We start from the raw sequence: 20,191 nt of genomic DNA on the forward strand, positions 1-20,191 counted from the left end.
GGTTCCTACCGCTGCGCGAGCAGTGGCTATGCTATAGTTCGCGCCCTCATTTTTACCCGCCGATGTGTTTCGCCAGCCATGACCAAACGTGAAGCTCCAATCTACAAGGTGATTTTCCTCAACCAGGGCCAGGTGTTCGAGATGTACGCCAAGCAGATCTATCAGAGTGATCTGTGGGGCTTTCTGGAAGTGGAAGAGTTCGTCTTTGGCGAGCGCACACAAGTGGTCGTCGACCCAAGCGAAGAAAAGCTCAAGGCGCAATTCGAAGGTGTGGTACGCAGCTTCGTGCCGATGCATTCGATCGTGCGCATCGATGAGGTCGAGCGCCTTGGCACTCCGAAAATCAGCGAAGCCCGCGGCGCGGTCGGCAATGTGATGCCGTTTCCGATGCCGATGCCTGAGAAGTAGGGTTCAAGACCGGGTTGCTCCCAATCGCGAGCAGGCTCGCTCCCACAGTAAATCGCCGAGCACAAATCTTGCGTCGCCAGAGAGCCAACTGTGGGAGCGAGCTTGCTCGCGATGAGGCCTTCAAGGCCAGAACATTAATCAGGGCAGTGGCGAGAACGGCGTGCGTCCGTCGGCGTTCTGCAATTCCATCAGGTATTTGCGAAAAATCTGCCCCAGCACCTGGGTGGCCACTTCCAGCTCGTCGCGGGGCATCTGCTCGGCGACTTCGTCGGCGGTGTCCAATGCCTCTTCGGCGCCGTTGACCGCCGCCATCTTCAAGACGATATACGCCTGGACATTGTTGGCCGGTACGCCTTCGCCATGGAAGAACATGCCGCCAAGCTTGAACTGCGCCTGGGCGTGGCCTTGTAGCGAGGCTTTTTCGAAATAGTTGAGGGCCAGCTTGAGGTCGCGGGGCGCGGCCTTGCCGTCGTAGTAGAACTCGCCCAATTCATATTGCGCTTGGGCATCGCCCTCGTCGGCCGCTTTTCGACAGGCGTCAAGTGCCGGTGCGAGATCTTGTGGCTGGGTGTTGAGGGTGCAACGGCCCATCGCCGGGATCAACAACGAGTTACCGCCTGCCTGTGCATGAGCGAGCAGGGGCTGAAGGAGCAACAGGCAGCCCAAGGCAAGGGTGCGGCCGGTGCGGTTCATGGGAATCGACTTACCTCTGAGGGGCGCGTGGACCCTTCGGGGGATCCAATAAGCGCGCATTATGAAATAAGCGGGGCCATCCTTACAAAGTCTTTACTCGTTTTTCTGCTGCAAAGGAACCGCAACGACGGTTTGTTGGGCAGATATGTAGGAAAAGGCACGGTGGGTTATGGGCAATAACTGACGCTGGTGTCAGCCAGCGTCAGTTATCCACAGGCTTATTTCAGTGCCGCGAAGGCTCGTTCAGCCGCGTCGAGGGTAATTTTCAGTTCCGCCTCGCCATGGGCGATGGAGGTGAAGCCGGCTTCGAAGGCGCTTGGCGCCAGGTAGACGCCGCCTTCGAGCATCAGGTGGAAGAAGCGCTTGAAGCGGTCGGCGTCGCTGGCCATCACGTCGTCGAAGGTCACGATGTCATCGGCGCCGCTGAAATACAGGCCGAACATGCCGCCGGCCTGGGTGGTCACAAACGGAATGCCGGCCGCGTCGGCGCGCACCTGCAGGCCATCGAGCAGGCGCGTGGTGAATTCGGTCAGTTCGGCGTGGAAGCCCGGGCGGCTGATCAGGCGCAGGGTGGTCAGGCCAGCAGCCATCGCCAACGGGTTGCCCGACAGCGTGCCGGCCTGATAGACCGGGCCCAGCGGCGCGATGCATTCCATGATGGCGCGTTTGCCGCCGAAGCAGCCCACGGGCATGCCGCCACCGATGATCTTGCCGAAGGTGCTCAAATCCGGCGTCACGCCATAGTGGGCCTGGGCGCCACCAAGGGCGACACGGAAGCCGGTCATCACTTCATCGAAAATCAGCACCACGCCATGCTGGTCGCACAGGCTGCGCAGACCTTCGAGAAAGCCTGGCGCCGGCGGCACGCAGTTCATGTTGCCGGCCACCGGCTCGACGATGATGCATGCCACCTCCTGACCGACTTCGCCGAGCATCTTCTCGACTTCTTCAAGGTCGTTGAACGGCAGGGTCAGGGTGTGCTTGGCAAATGCCGCTGGCACGCCCGCCGAGCTCGGAACGCCTTGGGTCAGGGCGCCGGAACCGGCCTTGACCAGCAGGCTGTCGGAGTGGCCGTGGTAGCAGCCTTCGAATTTGATGATGCTGTCGCGGCCGGTGTAGCCACGGGCCAGGCGGATCGCGCTCATGGTCGCTTCGGTGCCGGAGCTGACCATGCGCACCATTTCCATCGACGGCACGATGGAGCAGACCAGGTCCGCCATCTCGGTTTCCATCGCCGTCGGCGCGCCATAGGACAGCCCGTGCTCCAGCTGCTGGCGCACCGCATCCAGCACGTCCGGATGGCTATGGCCGAGGATCATCGGCCCCCACGAGCCGACGTAGTCAACGTAGCGCTTGTCGTCTTCATCGGTGACATACGCGCCTTCGGCGTGCTTGAAGAACAGCGGTGTGCCGCCGACGCTCTTGAACGCGCGAACAGGCGAGTTCACGCCGCCGGGGATATGTTTCTGGGCGTTGGCAAACAGGGTTTCGGAACGGGACATGGTAGGGCTCTCGAAAACGGAAATGACTATTTGATGTGCAGCAGGTCGTTGAAGGCGCGGGCGCGGCGCGTCACCTCAGCGGTGCTGTCGGCGCCGAACAGGCCGTGGACCACCGCAAGCAGGTCGACCCCATGGGCCACCAGCGGGGCGGCGTTTTCCAGGGTGATGCCGCCGATGGCGCAAACCGGTATATGCAGTTTGATGCGGGCCTGTTCGAGCAGTTCAAGGTTTGCGCTGGGTGCCCCAGGCTTGGTGCTGGAGTTGAAGAAGCGCCCGAACGCGACGTAGCTGGCGCCTTCGTTGACGGCCTGTTCGGCCAACTCCAGGCTGGCGTGGCAGGTTGAGCCGACGATTGCCTTGTGGCCCAGCAACGCCCGCACCGGCGCCAACGGGCCATCGGTCTGGCCCAGGTGCACGCCGACGCCCAGGCGCGCAGCCAATTCGGCGTCATCATTGATGATCAGTTGGGTCTTGTAGCGCTCGCACAGGTTGCGCAGGGCCTCGGCCTCACGAAGGCGGCGGGCCTCGTCGCTGCTTTTGTCGCGGTACTGCAGCAAGGTCACGCCGCCTTCCAGCGCGGCTTGCACATAGGCAAGGAACTTGCCGGCCAGCAGTTGGCTGTCGGTCACGGCATAAAGGCCACGTAATTTCATTCCACGGCTCCTGTGCTACGAGCAGAAATCCAGCGGTAGGCGACGCGGTACGAACTGGCCTTTGCCCAGTTGTTCGGCATCGCGCAGCGTGCGCCACGTGTAGTCCAGGGCTGTCTTGACCGCGCTGGAGAGTTGTTCGCCCTGGGCCAGTCGGCCGGCGATGGCGCTGGCGAGGGTGCAGCCGGAGCCGTGGTAACTGCCGGGCAAGCGCTGGCAGGTGAACGTTTCGCGGTGTCCGTCGCGGCTGTACAGGCGATTATGGACTTCATGCTCGTCGCCATGACCGCCGGTGATCAGCAGGTGCTTGACGAAGGGCAGCAGTTTTTCGGCGCATTCATCGGCGCTGCCTTCGGGCAGTTCGGCGAGGATGCGTGCTTCAGGCAGGTTGGGCGTGGCGATGGTGGCCAGGGGCAGCAGGCGCTCGCGCATGGCGTAGCCGACTTCATCCTTGCCCAGCCGTCCGCCACCGCCGGCGCGCAGCACCGGGTCGCAGACCATCGGCAACTGCGGGTGTGCCTGGAGCAGCTCGACCACGGTGTCGACCATTTCCAGCGAGCCGAGCATGCCCAGCTTGACCGCCGCGACGGGGGAGTCGTTGAGCACGGCATTGGCTTGCGCCAGCACCCACTCGCGATCCAGCACGCGGAAATCGCTGACGTTGACCGTGTCTTGCACGGTCAACGCAGTAACGGCCGGGGCGGCATGACATCCCTGGGCAAGCAGGGCTTCGATATCTGCCTGCAAGCCGGCGCCACCACTGGGGTCGTGGCCGGAGAGACAGAGGACAACGGGGCGAGAGCTGTAGATATTCATGGTGCGCGAGCTTATCACCAAACCTCTTTTATCGGTGATTGGCCTCAGAGGGTTTTGTTGGCGACCGCTTTTGTGCTTCACCAATTGGCAACCTGACCAAAGCAACAGCTCTATCTCAATGGTTGGCGCTGAGACGCCCGTGCTAGAGCCTTTTGTCGGAAAAATTTCCGTGGTGCAAATTGGCCATCAACGGCTATGCTAGAGATGGATCCAACCAATAACAGGTAATGCCGGTTTTACGTCTACTCAGGGAATGGGGGGCTTCCTGACTCAACCGGACAGGCCACGCTGGGGCTTAAATGCGCTATTTGCTGATGTTGCTGCTGTGCTTGTCCCCCTTGGCAAGTGCGCTCGAATTCGATGAATCAACCCAAAGCCTGCCTTTGGGCCACGCTTTGCAAGTGTTGGAAGACCCCAGTGGCACGGCCTCCATCGATGAGATTCTGGCCCAGGCCGCGGCCGGTCGTTTCAAGCCCCATGACAAAGCCACGCTGAACGCCGGTTACTCACGTTCGGCGTTCTGGTTGAAAGTGGACCTGCACTATCGTCCTGCCAATCCCGATGCCCAGCGGACCTGGTTGCTGGAGCTGGCGTATCCGCCGCTGGATCATCTGGACCTGTACCTGGCCGACGGCAGCGGAGCCTATCGCCTGGTCCGCCAGACGGGCGATGCTCTGCCTTTTGCCAGTCGCGAGGTCCGCCAGAACAATTACCTGTTCAGCCTGGACTTCCAGCCGGATCAACGCCAGGTCGTGTACTTGCGTCTGCAAAGCCAGGGTTCGATCCAGGCGCCGTTGACGCTGTGGTCGAGCACGGCGTACCTGGAGCAGCAGCCGGTGCGCCTGTATGTGTTGGGGATCATCTATGGCGTGCTGCTGGGGATGCTGGTCTACAACCTGTTCATTTACCTGAGCGTGCGCGACACCAGTTATTTGTACTACATCTTCTATATCGCCTCGTTCGGCCTGTATCAGTTGTCGGTCAATGGCGCGGCGGTGGAATATTTCTGGCCGGACAATCCCTGGTGGGCCAATGCCGCAACGCCGTTCTTCATCGGCTGCGCGGGGCTGTTCGGCAGTCAATTCGCCCGCAGCTTCCTGCAGACCTCACAACACAGTCGCTGGCTCGATCGACTGCTGCTGGCGCTGATCGCCTACAGTGCCGTGGTGGTAGGGCTGTCGCTGATGACCAGCTACGCCTTGGCCCTGCGCCTGGCGACGGCGTTGGCCCTGGTATTTACCGTGGTGATTTTCGCCGCCGGGCTGTTCGCCTGGTGGCGTGGCCTGCGGGTGGCGCGTTATTTCATTATCGCCTGGTCGGCGTTCCTGCTGGGGGGGATCGTCAACACGATGATGGTGCTCGGTTACCTGCCGAACATCTTCCTGACCATGTATGCCAGCCAGATCGGTTCTGCCATCGAGGTGGCATTGTTGTCCCTGGCCCTGGCGGACCGCATCAACGCCATGCGCGAGCAGCAGGCCCAGACGCTGTTCGACGCCGGACAGAAACTGGAAGTGCTCAACCAGCAATTGGCCCACGGCAACAAACTCAAGGATGAATTCCTCGCCACCCTCACCCATGAATTGCGCACCCCGATGAACGGTGTGATCGGCTCCCTGGAGCTGATGGAAACCGTCGAGATGGACGAGGAGCTGACCCAGTATCAACAGACCGCCGCCGGTTCGGCGCGGGACATGATGCGCATGGTCAACGGCATCCTCACCCTTACCGAGTTGCAGGCCGGCAAGCTCAAGGTCTACCCGACGCCGTTCAGCCTGCGTGGTGTGATTGATGCCCTGCAGGTGCAGTTCGGTGCCAACGCGGCGGCCAAGGGCTTGGACTTCAAGGTCGACATAAGCCCCAGCCTGGCGGATCGGTTGGTGGGCGACAGCGCTAAATTGGCCCAGTGCCTGGAATGCCTGCTGGACAACGCTATCAAGTTCACCCGCTCGGGTGGCATCGCCCTGCGGGTCAGTGGACGACCGTCGGAGCTCGATCGCCTGGTGCTGTCATTCGCGGTGATCGACACCGGCATCGGTTTCACCGATCTTGGCGAGGCGACGTTGTACCAGCGTTTCTTCCAGCTCGATGGCTCGATGACGCGCGAGTACGGGGGGCTCGGCGTAGGCTTGGCGATCTGCCGCCAACTGGTCGAATTGCTCGACGGGCGCCTGACTCATATTTCCGAGCCGGGGCGCGGCAGCCGTTTCCAGCTGGACGTGGAATTCGAAATCGCCTTGCCAGTGGAGGTCCCGACGCCTTTTTCGTTCGGTGGGCGCCGGGATTCCCGCCAGCCCCAGGACTGCACGGTACTCCTGGCGGACGACAACCCCGTCGATCAATTGGTCATGCGAGGCATGTTGCTCAAGCTGGGCTATCGGGTGCGCACCGCCGACAACGGTCGGGCGGCCCTGGACCTGCTACAGGGCGAGAGTGTTGACGCGGTGCTCCTCGATTGCCATTCGGCGCCATTGGACGGGGTGTCGCTCTGCTGCCAGATCCGAGCGCTGTCCGGTTGTGAGGATCTGCCCGTGCTGGTAGTCAGTCCGAACCTCGAACAGGAGCGATGCCCGTCTGGAGCGTTGATCGACTATCTGAGCAAACCGGTGAAGTTCGAGGTGCTCCAGGCGATTCTGCAGCGACGGGTGCTTTGTCCGAAACAGGGTGAAAGCGCCGATATTTAGGCGGATATGCCACTTTGATCGACCTGGAGGCGGTGCTTAACTGATCCTCTGCTGGCCGACCGAGGAGCCCCGTCATGAACTTGCATCAGTTCGCCGAAACCCACGACGTCACCAATCAGCCGCCGTCCTTGGACGGCGCCAACCTGTACCGCATCGATCTGCCGTTGCAACAGTGGTCCCAGCGTTTCGGTGCCGGTTGGGCGCAGGCGCGGATCGATGCCTACGGTGCGTTGGCCGGCGGGCCGTTGATGGAAGCGGGGTTCCTGGCCAACCAGAACACGCCGGTGTTTTCCAGTCATGACCGGTATGGCCATCGCATCGACCTGGTGGAGTTTCATCCCGCGTATCACGAGTTGATGCGCACCGCCGTCGAGCACGGCTTGCCCAGCCTGCCGTGGGCTCATCCGCAACCCGGCGCCCATGTCGCCCGTGCGTCGATGACCTATCTGCACAGCCAGGCCGAAGCCGGCACCGGTTGCCCGTTGACCATGACTTTCGCCAGCGTGCCGGCCCTGCGCCTGCAACCGGACCTGGCCGAGCGCTGGGTGCCGAAAGTGCTCACCACCGAGTACGACCCGCGCAACGTCGGCATCGCCCACAAGGCCGGGGTCACGATTGGCATGGCGATGACCGAAAAACAGGGCGGCACCGACGTGCGGGCCAACACCACCAAGGCGTATCCGGTAGGCGCCAGCGGGCCTGGCCAGGCCTACGAACTGGTGGGGCACAAATGGTTCTGTTCGGCGCCGATGTGCGACGCTTTCCTCACCCTGGCCCAGACCGACAAGGGCCTCACCTGTTTCCTGCTGCCGCGCCATCGCCCGGACGACACGCGCAACCAGTTCTATATCCAGCGACTGAAAAACAAGCTGGGCAACTGTTCCAATGCATCCAGCGAAGTGGAGTTTCGCGGTGCGCTGGCCTGGATGGTCGGGGAGGAGGGCCGAGGCGTGCCGACAATCATCGAGATGGTTGCCATGACTCGCTTCGATTGCATGGTCGGCTCCAGCGCACTGATGCGCCAGGCGCTGACCCAGGCCAGTCATCACTGCGCGCACCGCAAGGTCGGTGGCAGAGTATTGAGCGAACAGCCATTGATGCAAAACGTGCTGGCCGACCTGGCGCTGGAAAGCGAAGCCGCGCTGGCCCTGAGCCTGCGCATGGGGCGGGCGCTGGACCACTTGAACGACGACCACGAGGCCAAGTTCGCCCGACTGGTGACGGCGGTGGGCAAATACTGGATCTGCAAGCGCGCCCCCGCGATGATCAACGAAGCCGCCGAGTGCATGGGCGGCGCCGGCTACGTCGAAGACAGCATCCTGCCTCGCCTGTATCGTGAGGCGCCGGTCAATTCGACCTGGGAAGGCTCCGGCAATGTGCAATGCCTCGATGTGTTGCGGGCCCTGTCCAAGGAACCGGGCGTACTGGAAGTGCTGTTCAACGAACTGGGCGATGGCCATGGCGATAAACGCCTGGCCCGCCACATCGACCAATTGCACGCGGCATTCAAAGACACCGACGACATCCAATACCGCGCCCGGCAATTGACCGAAGACATCGCTGTTGGGCTGCAGGCGCGATTGCTGCTTGAAGCGGGCAACAGCGACGTCAGCGATGGGTTCATTGCCAGTCGCCTTGGGGCCGGCGCCAGGGTCTACGGCGCATTGCCCCGAGGCTTGAACGTGGAGGCCATCGTCGCTCGCTCGACCCCACGGGGTTTCTAAAAAGGGCTCAGTTCGGCACATGACCCTGTGGGAGCGAGCCTGCTCGCGATAGCGTCGGCACAACCCTTCCCAGTGCCTGACACACCGCTATCGCGAGCAGGCTCGCTCTCGCAATACCCATACGCCACTGTTCCCGTCGGACCACGATGCAGGCAAGATGAAGGCCTGCAAGTCAGAACACAGGAAGCTGATCGTGACCGAAGCGTTTATTGTCGTTCAAACCGCCGAGCAAGCCGTGGATCGGCTGGCGGCCCTGCACGAGCGTGCGACCACTGCGCTGAACCAGGCGCTCAAGCGGTATCTCAAGGACCGCATCGAGCCGGATGCCGAGCAACGGGCCTTGTTCCGCTATCCGGCCCTGCGCCTGACCTACCATTGCCACGGCGAGGTCCCGCAAACCACCCGCGCCTACGCCAAGGTCCAGTTGCCAGGCACCTACAGCGTCACCGTCACCCACCCGGCCGCGTTCCGTAAGTACCTGCTGGAACAACTCGTTCCGTTGATGCACGACTTCACTGTCACCGTCGAAGTGGGCGTCAGCGAGCAGAACATTCCGTACCCGTACGTGGTGGAGCAGGGCGATGAGCTGGCCGGCTCCGGTGTGACCGCCGCCGTGCTGGCGCGGGTTTTCCCCAGTACCGACCTGTCGGCCGCCACCGATGGCATCGCCGACGGCCTCTACGATTGGGAAAACACCGACCCGCTGCCCCTGGCGCTGTTCGACGCCGCGCGGGTGGACTTTTCCCTGCGTCGGCTGGTGCATTACACCGGCAGTGACTGGCGCCATGTGCAGCCGTGGATTCTGCTGACCAACTACCACCGTTATGTCGACCAATTCATCGTCCATGGCCTGGAGCAATTGCGCAGCGACCCGCGCTTCGTGCGCATGGTGCTGCCGGGCAACGTGATCATCGACAAGAACATGGACCACGGCGAAGCCTCGGCCATCGCCGCGGGTGTGGTCTGGCACCGCTACCAAATGCCGGCCTATCATTTGCAGGCCAGCGACGGCCATGGCGTAACCCTGGTGAACATTGGCGTCGGGCCGTCCAACGCCAAGAACATCACCGACCACCTGGCCGTGCTGCGTCCGCATTGCTGGCTGATGATCGGCCACTGCGGCGGCCTGCGACAATCCCAGACTATCGGCGACTACGTGCTGGCCCACGCCTATATGCGCCGCGATGGCATCCTCGACCGCGTCGTGCCGCCGAACATCCCGATCCCGGCCCTGGCCGAAGTGCAACTGGCGCTTCAGCAGGCGGCGGCGAACATCACCGGCGAGAAAGGCGACGAGCTGAAAAAGCGCCTGCGCACCGGCACCGTGCTGACTTACGACGATCGCAACTGGGAGCTGCGCTGGGCCCAGGAGAGACCGTTGATCAACCTCTCCCGCGCCGTCGCGGTGGACATGGAAAGCGGCACCATCGCTGCCCAGGGTTATCGCCTGCGGGTGCCTTATGGCACGTTGCTTTGCGTTTCGGACAAACCGCTGCACAGCGAGATCAAGCTGCCGGGCTCGGCCAACGCGTTTTATGAGCGGGCGGTCAACCAGCATTTGAAGATCGGCATCGCGGCGCTGGACCTGCTGCGCAACGAACTCAACTCGTTGCACTCGCGCAAACTGCGCAGTTTCGATGAGCCGCCGTTCCGCTGATCAGGTGGTGGTCATTTAACGGTCGGGCCACTAGCATGGTCGGCCCAGACCGTTAGATGTTTCACTGCCATGCCCCGACCGCCCCGTCCCGTTTCCCGCCGCCCTGGCGCAAAGCCCTCAGCCTCCGCCCCGCGCCGCGTGGCCAAGGCGCCGCCGTCCGAGCCGAAGCTGATCCTGTTCAACAAACCCTTTGACGTGCTGACGCAGTTCAGCGACGGCGAAGGGCGCGCCACGCTCAAGGATTTTATCGACGTGCCCGGCATCTACCCGGCCGGTCGGCTGGACCGTGACAGCGAAGGGCTGTTGTTACTCACCAACGACGGGCAGTTGCAGGCGCGAATCGCCGACCCCAAGCACAAAATGGCCAAGACGTATTGGGTACAAGTCGAGGGGGAGCCGAGCGACGAACAGCTGCTGCGCTTGCGCGATGGCGTGGAATTGAACGACGGCATGACGCTGCCGGCCGAGGCCCGCCAACTGGACGAACCGCAGTTGTGGCCGCGCAACCCGCCGGTGCGTTTTCGTAAAAGCGTGCCGACGAGCTGGCTGGAACTGGTGATCCGCGAAGGGCGCAACCGCCAGGTACGCCGCATGACTGCCGCCGTGGGATTGCCGACTCTGCGGCTGGTGCGGGTCAGGATCGGCGATTGGACGATCGAAGGGCTCGACCAGGGCCAATGGAAGGAAGTACCGGCGCGCTTATAACGCGCCGGATTCGATCAGGCCGATCACCACGCTCTTGATGATGAACGCCGCGACGCCCAGGCCCAGCACAAAAAACAGGATGAACGAACCAAAGCGCCCGGCCTTGGACTTCTTCGCCAGGTCCCAGACGATGAAACCCATGAAAATGATCAGGATGCTGACCAGGCCGGTCATCATCCACTCTTCGAAAACAGCAGGATCCATCGGGGCACTCCGGCATTGGCGGGGTTGTAAAGGCGCGGCGAGTATACGGCATGGGGGCGGGGCGCAGGATTGGGCTGCGGCGGTGTGTCGCAGCTATTCATCGCAAGCTGGAGCTTTTGTGGCGAGGGAGCTTGCTCCCGCTGGGTTGCGCAGCGACCCCAAAAAGATCTGACCGGTTCCTGATTGCCAGTGGGCCGGTTTGCGACTGCTGCGCAGTCGAGCGCGAGCAAGCTCCCTCGCCACAAAAGCGGTCAGCTGCGCAGATGTGTCAACGGCAGTTCGGTGCTGTTGAGCACCTGGTTCAACACGAAACTCGACCGCACGCTGGTGACCCCTTCGATTCGGGTCAGATGCCCCAACAGCAATTTCTGATAGTGGTCCATGTCCGGCACCACCACCTTGAGCTGGTAGTCTGCATCGATGCCGGTGACCAGGCTGCATTCCTGTACTTGCGGCAGGTTGCGGATCGCGGCTTCGAAGGTCTCGAAGCGATCGGGGGTGTGGCGATCCATGCCGATCAGCACGTAGGCGGTGAGGCTCAGGCCCAGCATCTTGCGATCGAGCAGGGCAACCTGGCGGGTGATATAGCCGTCGTCTTCCAACTGCTTGACCCGCCGCGAGCACGGTGAGGGCGAGAGGCCGATGCGTTCGGCCAGTTCCTGGTTGGAGATACGTGCGTCGCGCTGCAATTCCGCCAGAATACTCAGGTCGTAACGGTCAAGTTTGCTCATCGAGCGGGCCTTTATTCGGTTAATTGCGTTGGATTATCCATCCTGAGGTAAAAATTGCGCAAGTGGAGTTTATTCGAGCAATCTTCGCAATCGCCTGCCGACGCCTCGGGCCTATGCTTATCACCAAGATCACTGCTCGGACAAACAGTCCAGTGCAGCCCGCCCAATCCGGCCGGCTGCGGTCGCAGTACCCACCGGTACTGGCAGACCCCCGAGCTGCACACTGTCCAGAAGACGGCGTGAGGTGAGCCGACGTCAAAAGCGTCGAGCACGGACTAGATTCTCAAGGGGAGGCCGACGGGCCTCCCTTTTTTATGCCTGCGAAATAAACCCCGCGGCTGATAACCTATCGCCGAACCGGCCTGGGCTTTTCCAGTCTTACGTCCAGGCCCCGAACCGTTGTGAGGAATTTCATGAAGTCGCGCATCTGGCGTTTGGCAGGTGTTGGTCTGTTGTGGGCAAGTGTCAGTGCGCAGGGGGTGGCCGACGATCAGCAAAACCGTGGCGGCCCGGACGGTGACCGCGGGCAGGACGGACGAGGCGGCAACGGCCAGGGTTATTCAGGGCAACCCAGGCAGCAAAGCAACGAGATCATCCGGGGCGATAACAGCCGACAGTTCGAGGTCAGGCCGCAAAACCCGGGTGGACAGCAATATGAGCGTCCACCGCAGGACCCCAACAGTCACGGCCGCCCACCGCAACAGCCGGGCAACAACCTGCCGATCCAGGGCCGGCCCGACAGCGTGAACCAGACCCGTGAACCGCAACCGGGCTACTACCGCGACATCCCGCGCCGCAACGATGGCTACCCCAATGGCGGGCCTCGTCCCGGTCATGAGGGGCGTCCCGAGCAGCACTGGCCCGGCCGGCCTGACGGCCATGGCAACGGCTGGGGGCCGGGGCCGCAATATCGCCCGGGTTATGTGATCGATCGCTTCCCGGATCGCAATTATCGTGTGCCTTATCGCGGCCACGATTATTTCTACTCCGGTGGCTACTGGTATCGCCCTCAAGGGCCGCGTTATGTCGTGGTCCAGCCGCCACGGGGCATTCGCACCCGTTATCTGCCCGATTATGCCCGCGAGGTCTGGATCGGCAGTTCGCTGTTCTTCCTCGCCGCCGGCGCCTATTACATCTACGAAGCCAATACCCAGGACTACGTCGTGGTCGACGCGCCGGTCGCCAACCCGCAGCCGCAACCGCAGGGCAACAGTTTTGATGTGGTGGCTTATCCGGCCAACGGCCAGTCCCGGGAACAGGTCAACCAGGACGGCTACGATTGCTATCGCTGGGCGGTGCAGCAGAGTGGGTTCGACCCGCGCAACTACACCTACCCGCCGGCGCCGGAGGTGGTGCAGACCTATCGCCAGGCGCAGGGCAATTGCTTGAGCAGCCGTGGGTATCAGGTGACGTACTGAGGCGTGGCAAAGATCGTGCGGACGCTGCTTTTTGTGGCGAGGGGATTTATCCCCGCTGGGGTGCGAAGCGGCCCTGAACCACCGCCTCGGTGTGCCAGGCAGATTGAGTTGGCTGCTTTGGGACTGCTTCGCAGTCCAACGGGGATAAATCCCCTCGCCACAAGTTTGTGTGCACGAGCTAGGCGCTGGCGCGCTTCACCACTTCCGACGGATCGGCATGCACCAGCACTTCGGCCTTCGGATAAGCACGCTGGATCGCATCGGCGGCCTGGTCGCTGATGCCGTGGGCCACTGACAGGGTCAGTTCCCCTGGCAGTTCCAGGTGCAGTTGCACGAACCAATGGTTGCCGGAGACCCGCGTGCGCAGGTCATGGGCGCCGATCACGCCGGGCACCGCGCAGGCCAGCTCGAGCATGCGTTGGCTGACGTCGGGCGGCAACTCCTCATCCATCAGCACCGCGAAGCTTTCCCGGGCGATCTGGATCGCGCTCCACAGGATGTATACCGCGATCCCCAGGCCGAACCAGGCGTCGAGCTGATACCAACCGAACCCGGCCAGGACCAGCGCCACCAGGATGCTGCCATTGAGCAACAAATCCGAACGGTAATGCAGCGAGTCGGCGCGCACGGCATTGGAGCCGGTGGCGCGGATGACCCGATGCTGCAGCGCCAGCAGGGCCAAGGTAAGCAACAGGGAAAACACGATCACGCCGACGCTGAGCCAGGGCGCGTCCACGGGCACCGGGTCCTTCAGCCGCTCGAAAGCCTGCAACGCGATCAATACCGCGCTGCCGCCGATAAACAGCGCCTGGGCCATGCCGGCCAAGGATTCGGCCTTGCCATGCCCGTAGCGGTGATCTTCATCGGCGGGGCGCAGCGCGTAATGCACCGCCAGCAGATTGAGCAGCGAGGTGACGCCGTCCAACGCCGAGTCGGTCAGGCCGGCGAGCATGCTCACCGAGCCGCTGAGCCACCAGCCCAGCGCCTTGGCGACGATCAGCACGAGCGCCACGGCCACCGATGCCCGGGTGGCCATGCGCAGCAGGCGAGCGTGTTCGGTACGGGTGGTCATGGCGCGGTCTTCCTTGGGCTGCGCCTCTTATGCGGCGGGTTTGAGACCGAACGCGGCCAGTTGCTGGACGTTGCCCTTGTGCTGGATAAGACGTGGATCATCCAGCGGGAAACTGCGGCCCAGCTCGCTTTCCAGGATCGCTTGCAGCTTGTGGTTATTGACCGTGCCGTCGGGGTTGATGGCCGGCTTGAGTTTTTCTGGCTCGATCTGGACGCTGCGGCCCGGCTCGAAATAGATCGCGCCGGTGGCGAAGTCCACGGCGAAGGCGATCAGGCCGGGGATGATGTAGAACAGCAGGCCAACGGCATCGAGCGCGGCGATGGCCGGGTCGATCTTGCCTTCGATCTGGCCGCGACGGTCCGGGTAGAAGATCGAGCCGCACGCGCTGATCTGGGTCAGCAGGGTGGCGACCAGGACGCCGCCGATCACGCGAAAGGGAATACGCATAGCAATCTCCTGAGCAGGTATGGGCGTTGCTGGTTGGAGTCCAGACCACGCCAAACAGTTCGCCGTTATACTCGGCCCTTTGTTTTGGAGCCAGCATGATTTCTTTGCCGATTGATGAAGTTTTACCCGCGCTGCGCCAAGCCCTGGCCTCGCGCCACGAAGCGGTGCTCGAAGCGCCCCCCGGCGCCGGTAAAACCACCCGTGTTCCCTTGGCCCTGCTGAACGAGCCTTGGCTGGCCGGGCAGACCATCCTCATGCTCGAACCCCGGCGCCTGGCGGCACGGGCGGCGGCCGAGCGCCTGGCCAGTGAGCTAGGGGAAAAGGTCGGTGAAACCGTGGGCTACCGGATTCGCCTCGACAGCAAGGTGGGCCCCAACACGCGCATTGAAGTGGTCACCGAAGGCATTCTCACCCGCCGCCTGCAGGACGATCCGGCGCTGGAAGGCGTGGGGCTGCTGATTTTCGACGAATTCCACGAGCGCAGTCTCGACGCCGACCTCGCCCTTGCTTTGAGCCTCAATGGCCGGGAGCTGTTTCGCGAAGACCAGCCACTGAAAATTCTGCTGATGTCCGCGACTCTGGAAGGCGAGCGCCTGGCGGAATTGCTGGACGACGCGCCGATCCTGCGCAGCGAAGGACGGGTGTTCCCGGTGACGGTGCGTTGGGGTCGGCCGTTCCAACCTGGGGAATTCATCGAGCCGCGACTGGTGCAGACCGTGCTCGAAGCGCTGCACGACGAAACCGGCAGCGTGCTGGTGTTCTTGCCCGGGCAAGCCGAAATCCGCCGGGTTCATCATCAATTGGCCGACGCCCTTGGCGACGGCGGCAACGTGTTGCTGTGCCCGTTGCACGGTGAACTGGACCTGACGGCCCAGCGCGCCGCCATCGATCCAGCACCGCCCGGGCTGCGCAAAGTCGTGCTGGCGACCAACATCGCCGAGACCAGCCTGACCATCAATGGCGTGCGGGTGGTGGTGGATGCCGGGCTCGCCCGCGTCCCGCGTTTCGATCCGGGCAGCGGCATGACCCGCCTGGACACCCAGCGCATCTCCCGCGCCAGCGCGACCCAGCGGGCCGGCCGTGCCGGACGCCTGGAACCGGGGGTGTGCTATCGGCTGTGGTCCGAAGACCAGCACGAACAGTTGGCCGCTTATGGCAGCGCCGAAATTCTTTCGGCGGACCTGGCCGGGCTGGCCCTGCAATTGGGGCGCTGGGGCATGACGCCGCAGCAATTGGTGTGGCTCGACGTCCCGCCGACCGCCGCGTATGCCCAGGGCCAAGACCTGTTGCAACGTCTCGGCGCACTCGATGGCGGCCAACTGACCCGCCACGGCCAGGCCATGGCCGAACTCCCGGCTCATCCGCGAATCGCCCACTTGCTGTTGCGCGGCCAGGGGCTGGGGCTGGCGGACATGGCCTGCAACGTCGCCGCGTTGTTGGGCGAGCGCGACATTCTTCGCGGCGCCGGCGCGGACCTGCATAGTCGCCTGGCCTTGCTCTCCGGCGAGGAACGGGAGGCACGCGGCGCCCAGGGTGGCGTGCAGCGGGCGCGGCAATTGGCCCGGCAATATCGCGGTTACTTGCGGGGCAAGGCTGGGGAAGCCGTGGCCGATCCCGATCATCCACGTTGGCTCGGCGCGCTGCTGGCGCTGGCTTACCCGGATCGCGTCGCCCAACAGCGCCGGCCCGGCGGCGCGGAGTATCGCCTGGCCAACGGTCGTGCGGCGCTGTTTGCCGAGGCCGACAGCCTGATGAAGCAACCCTGGCTGGTCATTGCCGATTTGGGCAGCCGCCAAGGCCAGCGCGAAGAGCGGATTTATCTGGCGACGGATTTCGACCCGACGCTGTTCGACTCGGTGCTGGCCGAGCAGGTGCATACGGTCGACCAGCTGGACTGGGATGAGCGCGAAGGCGTACTGCGCGCCGAGCGCCAGCGCAAGGTCGGCGAGTTGGTGCTCAGTCGCGAGCCGTTGACCGGGCTGGAGGAAACGGCCCGCAGCCAGGCGCTGGTCAACCTGGTGCGGCGCAAGGGCCTGGAATTGCTGCCATGGACGCCGGAGTTGCGGCAATGGCAGGCGCGGGTGGCGCTGTTGCGTCGCCTCGATGTGGAGAGCAAGGGCCAGAGCGAATGGCCGGACGTCAGCGACGCAGCGTTGCTGGGCAGCCTCGAAGACTGGTTGATGCCGTACCTGGGACGGGTGTCGCGTCTCAGTCATTTCGCCAGCCTGGATCTGTCGAGCATCGTCCATAACCTGTTGCCCTGGCCTTTGCCGCAACGCTTGGACGAACAGGCGCCGCACCATTTGAGCGTGCCCTCGGGCTCGTCGATCCGCCTGGACTACAGCGAACACCCGCCGATCCTCGCGGTGCGCTTGCAGGAACTCTTCGGCCTGTCCGACACCCCGCGCATTGCTGGGGGGCGGCAGGTGGTCAAGTTGCACCTGCTGTCGCCGGCTCGTCGGCCCGTGCAGGTGACCCAGGACCTGGCGAACTTCTGGCGCAGCACCTACGCCGAGGTAAAGAAGGACCTCAAGGGACGGTATCCCAAGCATTACTGGCCGGACGACCCGTTGGTGGCTGAAGCGACGGCGCGGGTCAAGCCGCGCAAGTGACCTGGTCCCACCGCAGGCCCACTGTGGGAGCGAGCTTGCTCGCGATGGCGGCGAATCAGCTGCATCAGTATTGGCAGACACACCGCGATCGCGAGCAAGCTCGCTCCCACAGTGGGCAAGGCGAGTCTGACTAAGGCATCGCCGGCAACAAAAACCGCGCGATTACCGGCAAATGGTCGGAGATGCGCAACGTGTCGTCCTGCCGGACCAGGGCTTCGACCCGTTTGAGGCGTGGGCTGTAGAACAGGTAGTCGACGGTGCGGTCGGGGCCGTTGAGGCCGGGGTCGTTGGGGTAGTGGGTCAGCCAGTGCGTGCGGTCGAGACCGCTGGCCTCGTTGTTGGTGGGGATCATCGGGTATTTGTCCCACAGCAAATGTAGCTCGCTGTCCGCGGAGTAGGGCGAGCGCTGTTCGATCGACAGGCGCCGGTATTGGCCCAGGGGCAACAGGTTGAAATCGCCCCCGATCAGCCAGGGCGTGCCAGCGGACTCGAGCTTGTCGAGGGACTTGGAAATGGCTTCGACCTGCCTGCGCGCCGTGTCGTGCAGCTGCGTGGCTCGCTCCAGGTGCGTATTGAGCACCGCCAGTTGACCGCCGCCGTTAAGGGCCAGGTAACTCACGAGCAAGGCGTTTTTCGGCTGGAACTGACGGCTGATGAAGTTCCCATCGGCCACCGGCAATTGCACCCGCTCGGCATGGTCGATGCGGTAGCGGCTCAGCGTCGCCAGCTGTCGGCCGACGCTGCCGAAGATGCGCGGATCGGGAATGAAGTCGGCTTTCCAATCGAAGGCGCTGGTGCCGCACGGGTAGAGGTCGGCCAGGCGTTCCTGCAACAGCTTGAGCTGGTCCTGGTACTCGCTGGCCTTGGCGCCGTTGTCCAGTTCCTGGAGCAACACCACGTCTGGTTGCTCGTCGCGAATGACCCGAGCCACTTCATCCAGACTGAAGGCCATGTCTTCAGGAGTCGGGCTTTCATCGTTGCCCTGGGCCAGGTCGTGCCAGAACACATAGCGCTTGCCGGCCAGGAACTGGACGTTCCAGGTCATGACTTTCAAGGCCTGGCCGGGTATCAGCGGCGCGGCGTTGGCGGCGCAGCTGACGGGCAGCGTTTCCCGGGCCTGTGGACGCCAGGTCAGGCCATAAACCGAAAAGGCGCCGATTCCGACAATCAACAGCAGGCCCAGCAGGGCGTATCGCAGCAGGCGGGTCATGGCTCAGGTTTTTCTGCAATCAACATGAACATTCGGAACAGCACCACCGTAGTGAACAATTGCAGGAAGCTGTGGATGCTGTCGATCAGCAAACTGACCAAGGGGTTTTGCGGCGGCGGATACACCGAGACGCTGGCGCCCTTGAGCAGCCACAGCGGGATCATCACGGCCAGGATACACAGCAGGATCCGCCAGAAATGACCGCGGCTCATGCGCAGGCTTTCCTTCATCGCGGCCAGTGGTGCCAAGCCTTTGAGTACCACCAGATACTCACCGAAGGCGAGGACAACCATCAGCCAAAGCCCTGGCAGGAAATACAACGAGATGCCAATCAGGATCAGCAGCGTATTGAGGGCGGTCAGCAAGGCAAAGCGTGGCCATTGCAGGAGCGAGGCCGCGAGCAGGTCGCGAGGGCGGGGGGCTTCGCCACGACTGCGGGCGTCAAGAAACAGAATCAACGCCGCGGTGTACAGCGGGTATACCAACAGCCCGACGATCACGCTGTAACCGGAAAAGCCCTCGGCCCCGACGGCGCTGTCCACCCCTTGTTGCAGCACGGCTTCAAGTATCACCAGCGGCAGGCACAACTGGGCGATCCGGCCCAGATGGCGCTTGAAAAAATACAAGGAGTCACGCAGTACTTCTAACGGATTCATGGGTCGGTATCGCAGTTCAGAAAAGCGGTCCGACACTTTACCCATCAGCTGCCCGCATAAACAAACGTAAACATCAGGTAAAGACCATTGAAAGCGTCTTGGCGGGCCCCATTACAAACGGGCGCCGGTCTTTTGCGGACCGGCCTGGTTTTTTATTCGGCAATCTGATGAGGTCGCCATGAACAGCGAAGAACAAACCCTGATCGATGGACTGTTTTCACGGTTGCAACAGGCCGAAAAGGATTCAGCCCCGCGCGACGCCCAGGCTGAGGCGCGGATCAAGGAGCATTTGGCCAAGCAGCCTGCGGCGGGCTATTTCATGGCCCAGGCGATCCTGGTGCAAGAGGCGGCGATCAAGCGACTGGACGAGCAGAACAAGCAACTCGCCCAGCAGGTCGAGCAATTGCAAGCCGAGTTGCAGCAGGCGCGCAACCAGGCATCGGCGCCAAGCGGTGGCGGTGGCTTTCTTTCAAGCATCTTCGGCGGCAGCAACCGAGATTCACGTCCCGCAAGCGCGCCGGCACCCAGCGGTGGCGGCTGGCGCGAACCGGCACGGCCATCTTTTAATACGCCGACACAGCAAGGCTTCGGCGCAGCGCCCGGCAACTATGGCGCGCCGCCGCAGCAAGCCCCAGCGGCGGGCAGCTTCCTGGGCGGTGCGCTGAAAACCGCAGCGGGCGTGGCCGGTGGCGTGATGCTGGCGCAAGGCATCAGCAGCCTTTTCCATAGCAATCAGCCTCAGGAAATCGTTGAGATTCTCAAGGAAGAACCGGCCCAACCCGTCAATGACACGGTTGATAACAGTGGCAACGGTTGGGGCGATGACTCGCGCACGGCCGACAACAGTACCTACGACAACGACCCGGGCGGTTTCAGCGACGCGGATTACAGCGACGATTCGTCCTTCTTCGGCGACGACGACTCCTTCGTCTGACCTGCCATTCGTCCGAGGCGCCCAGCCGCCTCGGGCCGATTATTCGCGGAACATTCCTTGAGGCTGGC

At 63.0% G+C, this 20,191-nt stretch carries 18 protein-coding genes; 8 read left to right on the top strand and 10 right to left on the bottom strand.

Going from position 1 to position 20,191, the window contains the following annotated elements; translation table 11 throughout:
- Window positions 1–78: 78 nt before the first annotated feature.
- Entirely contained in the window at window positions 79–408 is a 330-nt protein-coding gene (locus J3P92_RS03900) for a DUF1820 family protein (protein ID WP_003185742.1), read from the top strand.
- Window positions 409–546: 138 nt separating this feature from the next.
- Here J3P92_RS03900 and J3P92_RS03905 read toward each other — a convergent pair whose 3' ends face one another.
- The 4 genes from J3P92_RS03905 to J3P92_RS03920 form a co-directional block, all read right to left on the bottom strand.
- Window positions 547–1,101: a tetratricopeptide repeat protein gene (locus J3P92_RS03905; RefSeq protein WP_420767317.1), complete on the bottom strand. Its 555-nt coding sequence runs from the start codon at window positions 1,099–1,101 to the stop codon at window positions 547–549.
- A 218-nt stretch (window positions 1,102–1,319) separates the two neighbouring features.
- The gene (gene hemL / locus J3P92_RS03910; RefSeq protein WP_434609412.1) at window positions 1,320–2,603 is read right to left on the bottom strand and encodes a glutamate-1-semialdehyde 2,1-aminomutase; all 1,284 of its coding nucleotides are present in this window, start codon (window positions 2,601–2,603) and stop codon (window positions 1,320–1,322) included.
- Window positions 2,604–2,629: 26 nt separating this feature from the next.
- The gene (gene thiE, locus J3P92_RS03915) at window positions 2,630–3,256 is read right to left on the bottom strand and encodes a thiamine phosphate synthase (protein ID WP_434609415.1); all 627 of its coding nucleotides are present in this window, start codon (window positions 3,254–3,256) and stop codon (window positions 2,630–2,632) included.
- Between the two features lie 15 nt (window positions 3,257–3,271).
- On the bottom strand, window positions 3,272–4,069 hold the full coding sequence (locus J3P92_RS03920) for a hydroxymethylpyrimidine/phosphomethylpyrimidine kinase (RefSeq protein ID WP_420767314.1): 798 nt from the start codon (window positions 4,067–4,069) through the stop codon (window positions 3,272–3,274).
- 299 nt (window positions 4,070–4,368) lie between these two features.
- On the opposite strand from J3P92_RS03920, the gene J3P92_RS03925 reads away from it, so the two are divergent.
- The 4 genes from J3P92_RS03925 (at window position 4,369) to J3P92_RS03940 (ending at window position 10,839) form a co-directional block, all read left to right on the top strand.
- The gene (locus tag J3P92_RS03925) at window positions 4,369–6,753 is read left to right on the top strand and encodes a 7TM diverse intracellular signaling domain-containing protein (RefSeq protein WP_434562156.1); all 2,385 of its coding nucleotides are present in this window, start codon (window positions 4,369–4,371) and stop codon (window positions 6,751–6,753) included.
- Window positions 6,754–6,827: 74 nt separating this feature from the next.
- Window positions 6,828–8,477, top strand: a complete 1,650-nt coding sequence (locus J3P92_RS03930) for an acyl-CoA dehydrogenase family protein (protein WP_434649947.1) — start codon at window positions 6,828–6,830, stop codon at window positions 8,475–8,477.
- Between the two features lie 157 nt (window positions 8,478–8,634).
- Complete coding sequence (amn, locus tag J3P92_RS03935) at window positions 8,635–10,134, top strand: AMP nucleosidase (protein ID WP_305501175.1); 1,500 nt, start codon at window positions 8,635–8,637, stop codon at window positions 10,132–10,134.
- Between the two features lie 138 nt (window positions 10,135–10,272).
- On the top strand, window positions 10,273–10,839 hold the full coding sequence (locus J3P92_RS03940) for a pseudouridine synthase (RefSeq protein ID WP_434651093.1): 567 nt from the start codon (window positions 10,273–10,275) through the stop codon (window positions 10,837–10,839).
- Here the strand turns inward: J3P92_RS03940 and J3P92_RS03945 are convergent.
- Both J3P92_RS03945 and J3P92_RS03950 read right to left on the bottom strand, forming a co-directional pair.
- Complete coding sequence (locus J3P92_RS03945) at window positions 10,834–11,043, bottom strand: DUF2788 domain-containing protein (RefSeq protein ID WP_003228500.1); 210 nt, start codon at window positions 11,041–11,043, stop codon at window positions 10,834–10,836. The two genes, J3P92_RS03940 and J3P92_RS03945, sit on opposite strands and share 6 nt — an antisense overlap.
- A gap of 251 nt (window positions 11,044–11,294) precedes the next feature.
- The gene (locus tag J3P92_RS03950; RefSeq protein WP_039594083.1) at window positions 11,295–11,774 is read right to left on the bottom strand and encodes an Lrp/AsnC family transcriptional regulator; all 480 of its coding nucleotides are present in this window, start codon (window positions 11,772–11,774) and stop codon (window positions 11,295–11,297) included.
- A 413-nt stretch (window positions 11,775–12,187) separates the two neighbouring features.
- On the opposite strand from J3P92_RS03950, the gene J3P92_RS03955 reads away from it, so the two are divergent.
- A complete protein-coding gene (locus tag J3P92_RS03955; RefSeq protein ID WP_434649948.1) occupies window positions 12,188–13,192 on the top strand; it encodes a DUF6515 family protein in 1,005 nt (334 codons plus the stop codon).
- A gap of 178 nt (window positions 13,193–13,370) precedes the next feature.
- On the opposite strand, the gene J3P92_RS03960 is transcribed toward J3P92_RS03955, so the two are convergent.
- Together J3P92_RS03960 and J3P92_RS03965 are read right to left on the bottom strand one after the other, a co-directional pair.
- Window positions 13,371–14,264, bottom strand: a complete 894-nt coding sequence (locus J3P92_RS03960; protein WP_420767310.1) for a cation diffusion facilitator family transporter — start codon at window positions 14,262–14,264, stop codon at window positions 13,371–13,373.
- 27 nt (window positions 14,265–14,291) lie between these two features.
- Window positions 14,292–14,711 carry a polyribonucleotide nucleotidyltransferase gene (locus J3P92_RS03965; protein ID WP_420767309.1) on the bottom strand — a complete coding sequence of 140 codons (420 nt, stop codon included), beginning with the start codon at window positions 14,709–14,711 and terminating at the stop codon, window positions 14,292–14,294.
- 95 nt (window positions 14,712–14,806) lie between these two features.
- Here J3P92_RS03965 and hrpB point away from each other — a divergent pair, with 95 nt between their 5' ends.
- Window positions 14,807–17,323 (top strand): ATP-dependent helicase HrpB, encoded by a 2,517-nt coding sequence (hrpB, locus tag J3P92_RS03970; RefSeq protein ID WP_434649949.1) that lies wholly within the window; start codon window positions 14,807–14,809, stop codon window positions 17,321–17,323.
- A gap of 130 nt (window positions 17,324–17,453) precedes the next feature.
- On the opposite strand, the gene J3P92_RS03975 is transcribed toward hrpB, so the two are convergent.
- A complete protein-coding gene (locus J3P92_RS03975) occupies window positions 17,454–18,533 on the bottom strand; it encodes an endonuclease/exonuclease/phosphatase family protein (RefSeq protein WP_434649950.1) in 1,080 nt (359 codons plus the stop codon).
- On the bottom strand, window positions 18,530–19,189 hold the full coding sequence (locus J3P92_RS03980) for a hypothetical protein (protein ID WP_420767306.1): 660 nt from the start codon (window positions 19,187–19,189) through the stop codon (window positions 18,530–18,532). The genes J3P92_RS03975 and J3P92_RS03980 overlap by 4 nt, the downstream gene beginning before the upstream one ends.
- 178 nt (window positions 19,190–19,367) lie before the next feature.
- Here J3P92_RS03980 and J3P92_RS03985 point away from each other — a divergent pair, with 178 nt between their 5' ends.
- Window positions 19,368–20,123 (top strand): DUF2076 domain-containing protein, encoded by a 756-nt coding sequence (locus J3P92_RS03985; protein ID WP_434649951.1) that lies wholly within the window; start codon window positions 19,368–19,370, stop codon window positions 20,121–20,123.
- The last annotated feature ends 68 nt before the right edge of the window (window positions 20,124–20,191 follow it).

Source organism: Pseudomonas sp. D3-27 (genome assembly GCF_051132165.1).
Lineage (GTDB): Bacteria > Pseudomonadota > Gammaproteobacteria > Pseudomonadales > Pseudomonadaceae > Aquipseudomonas.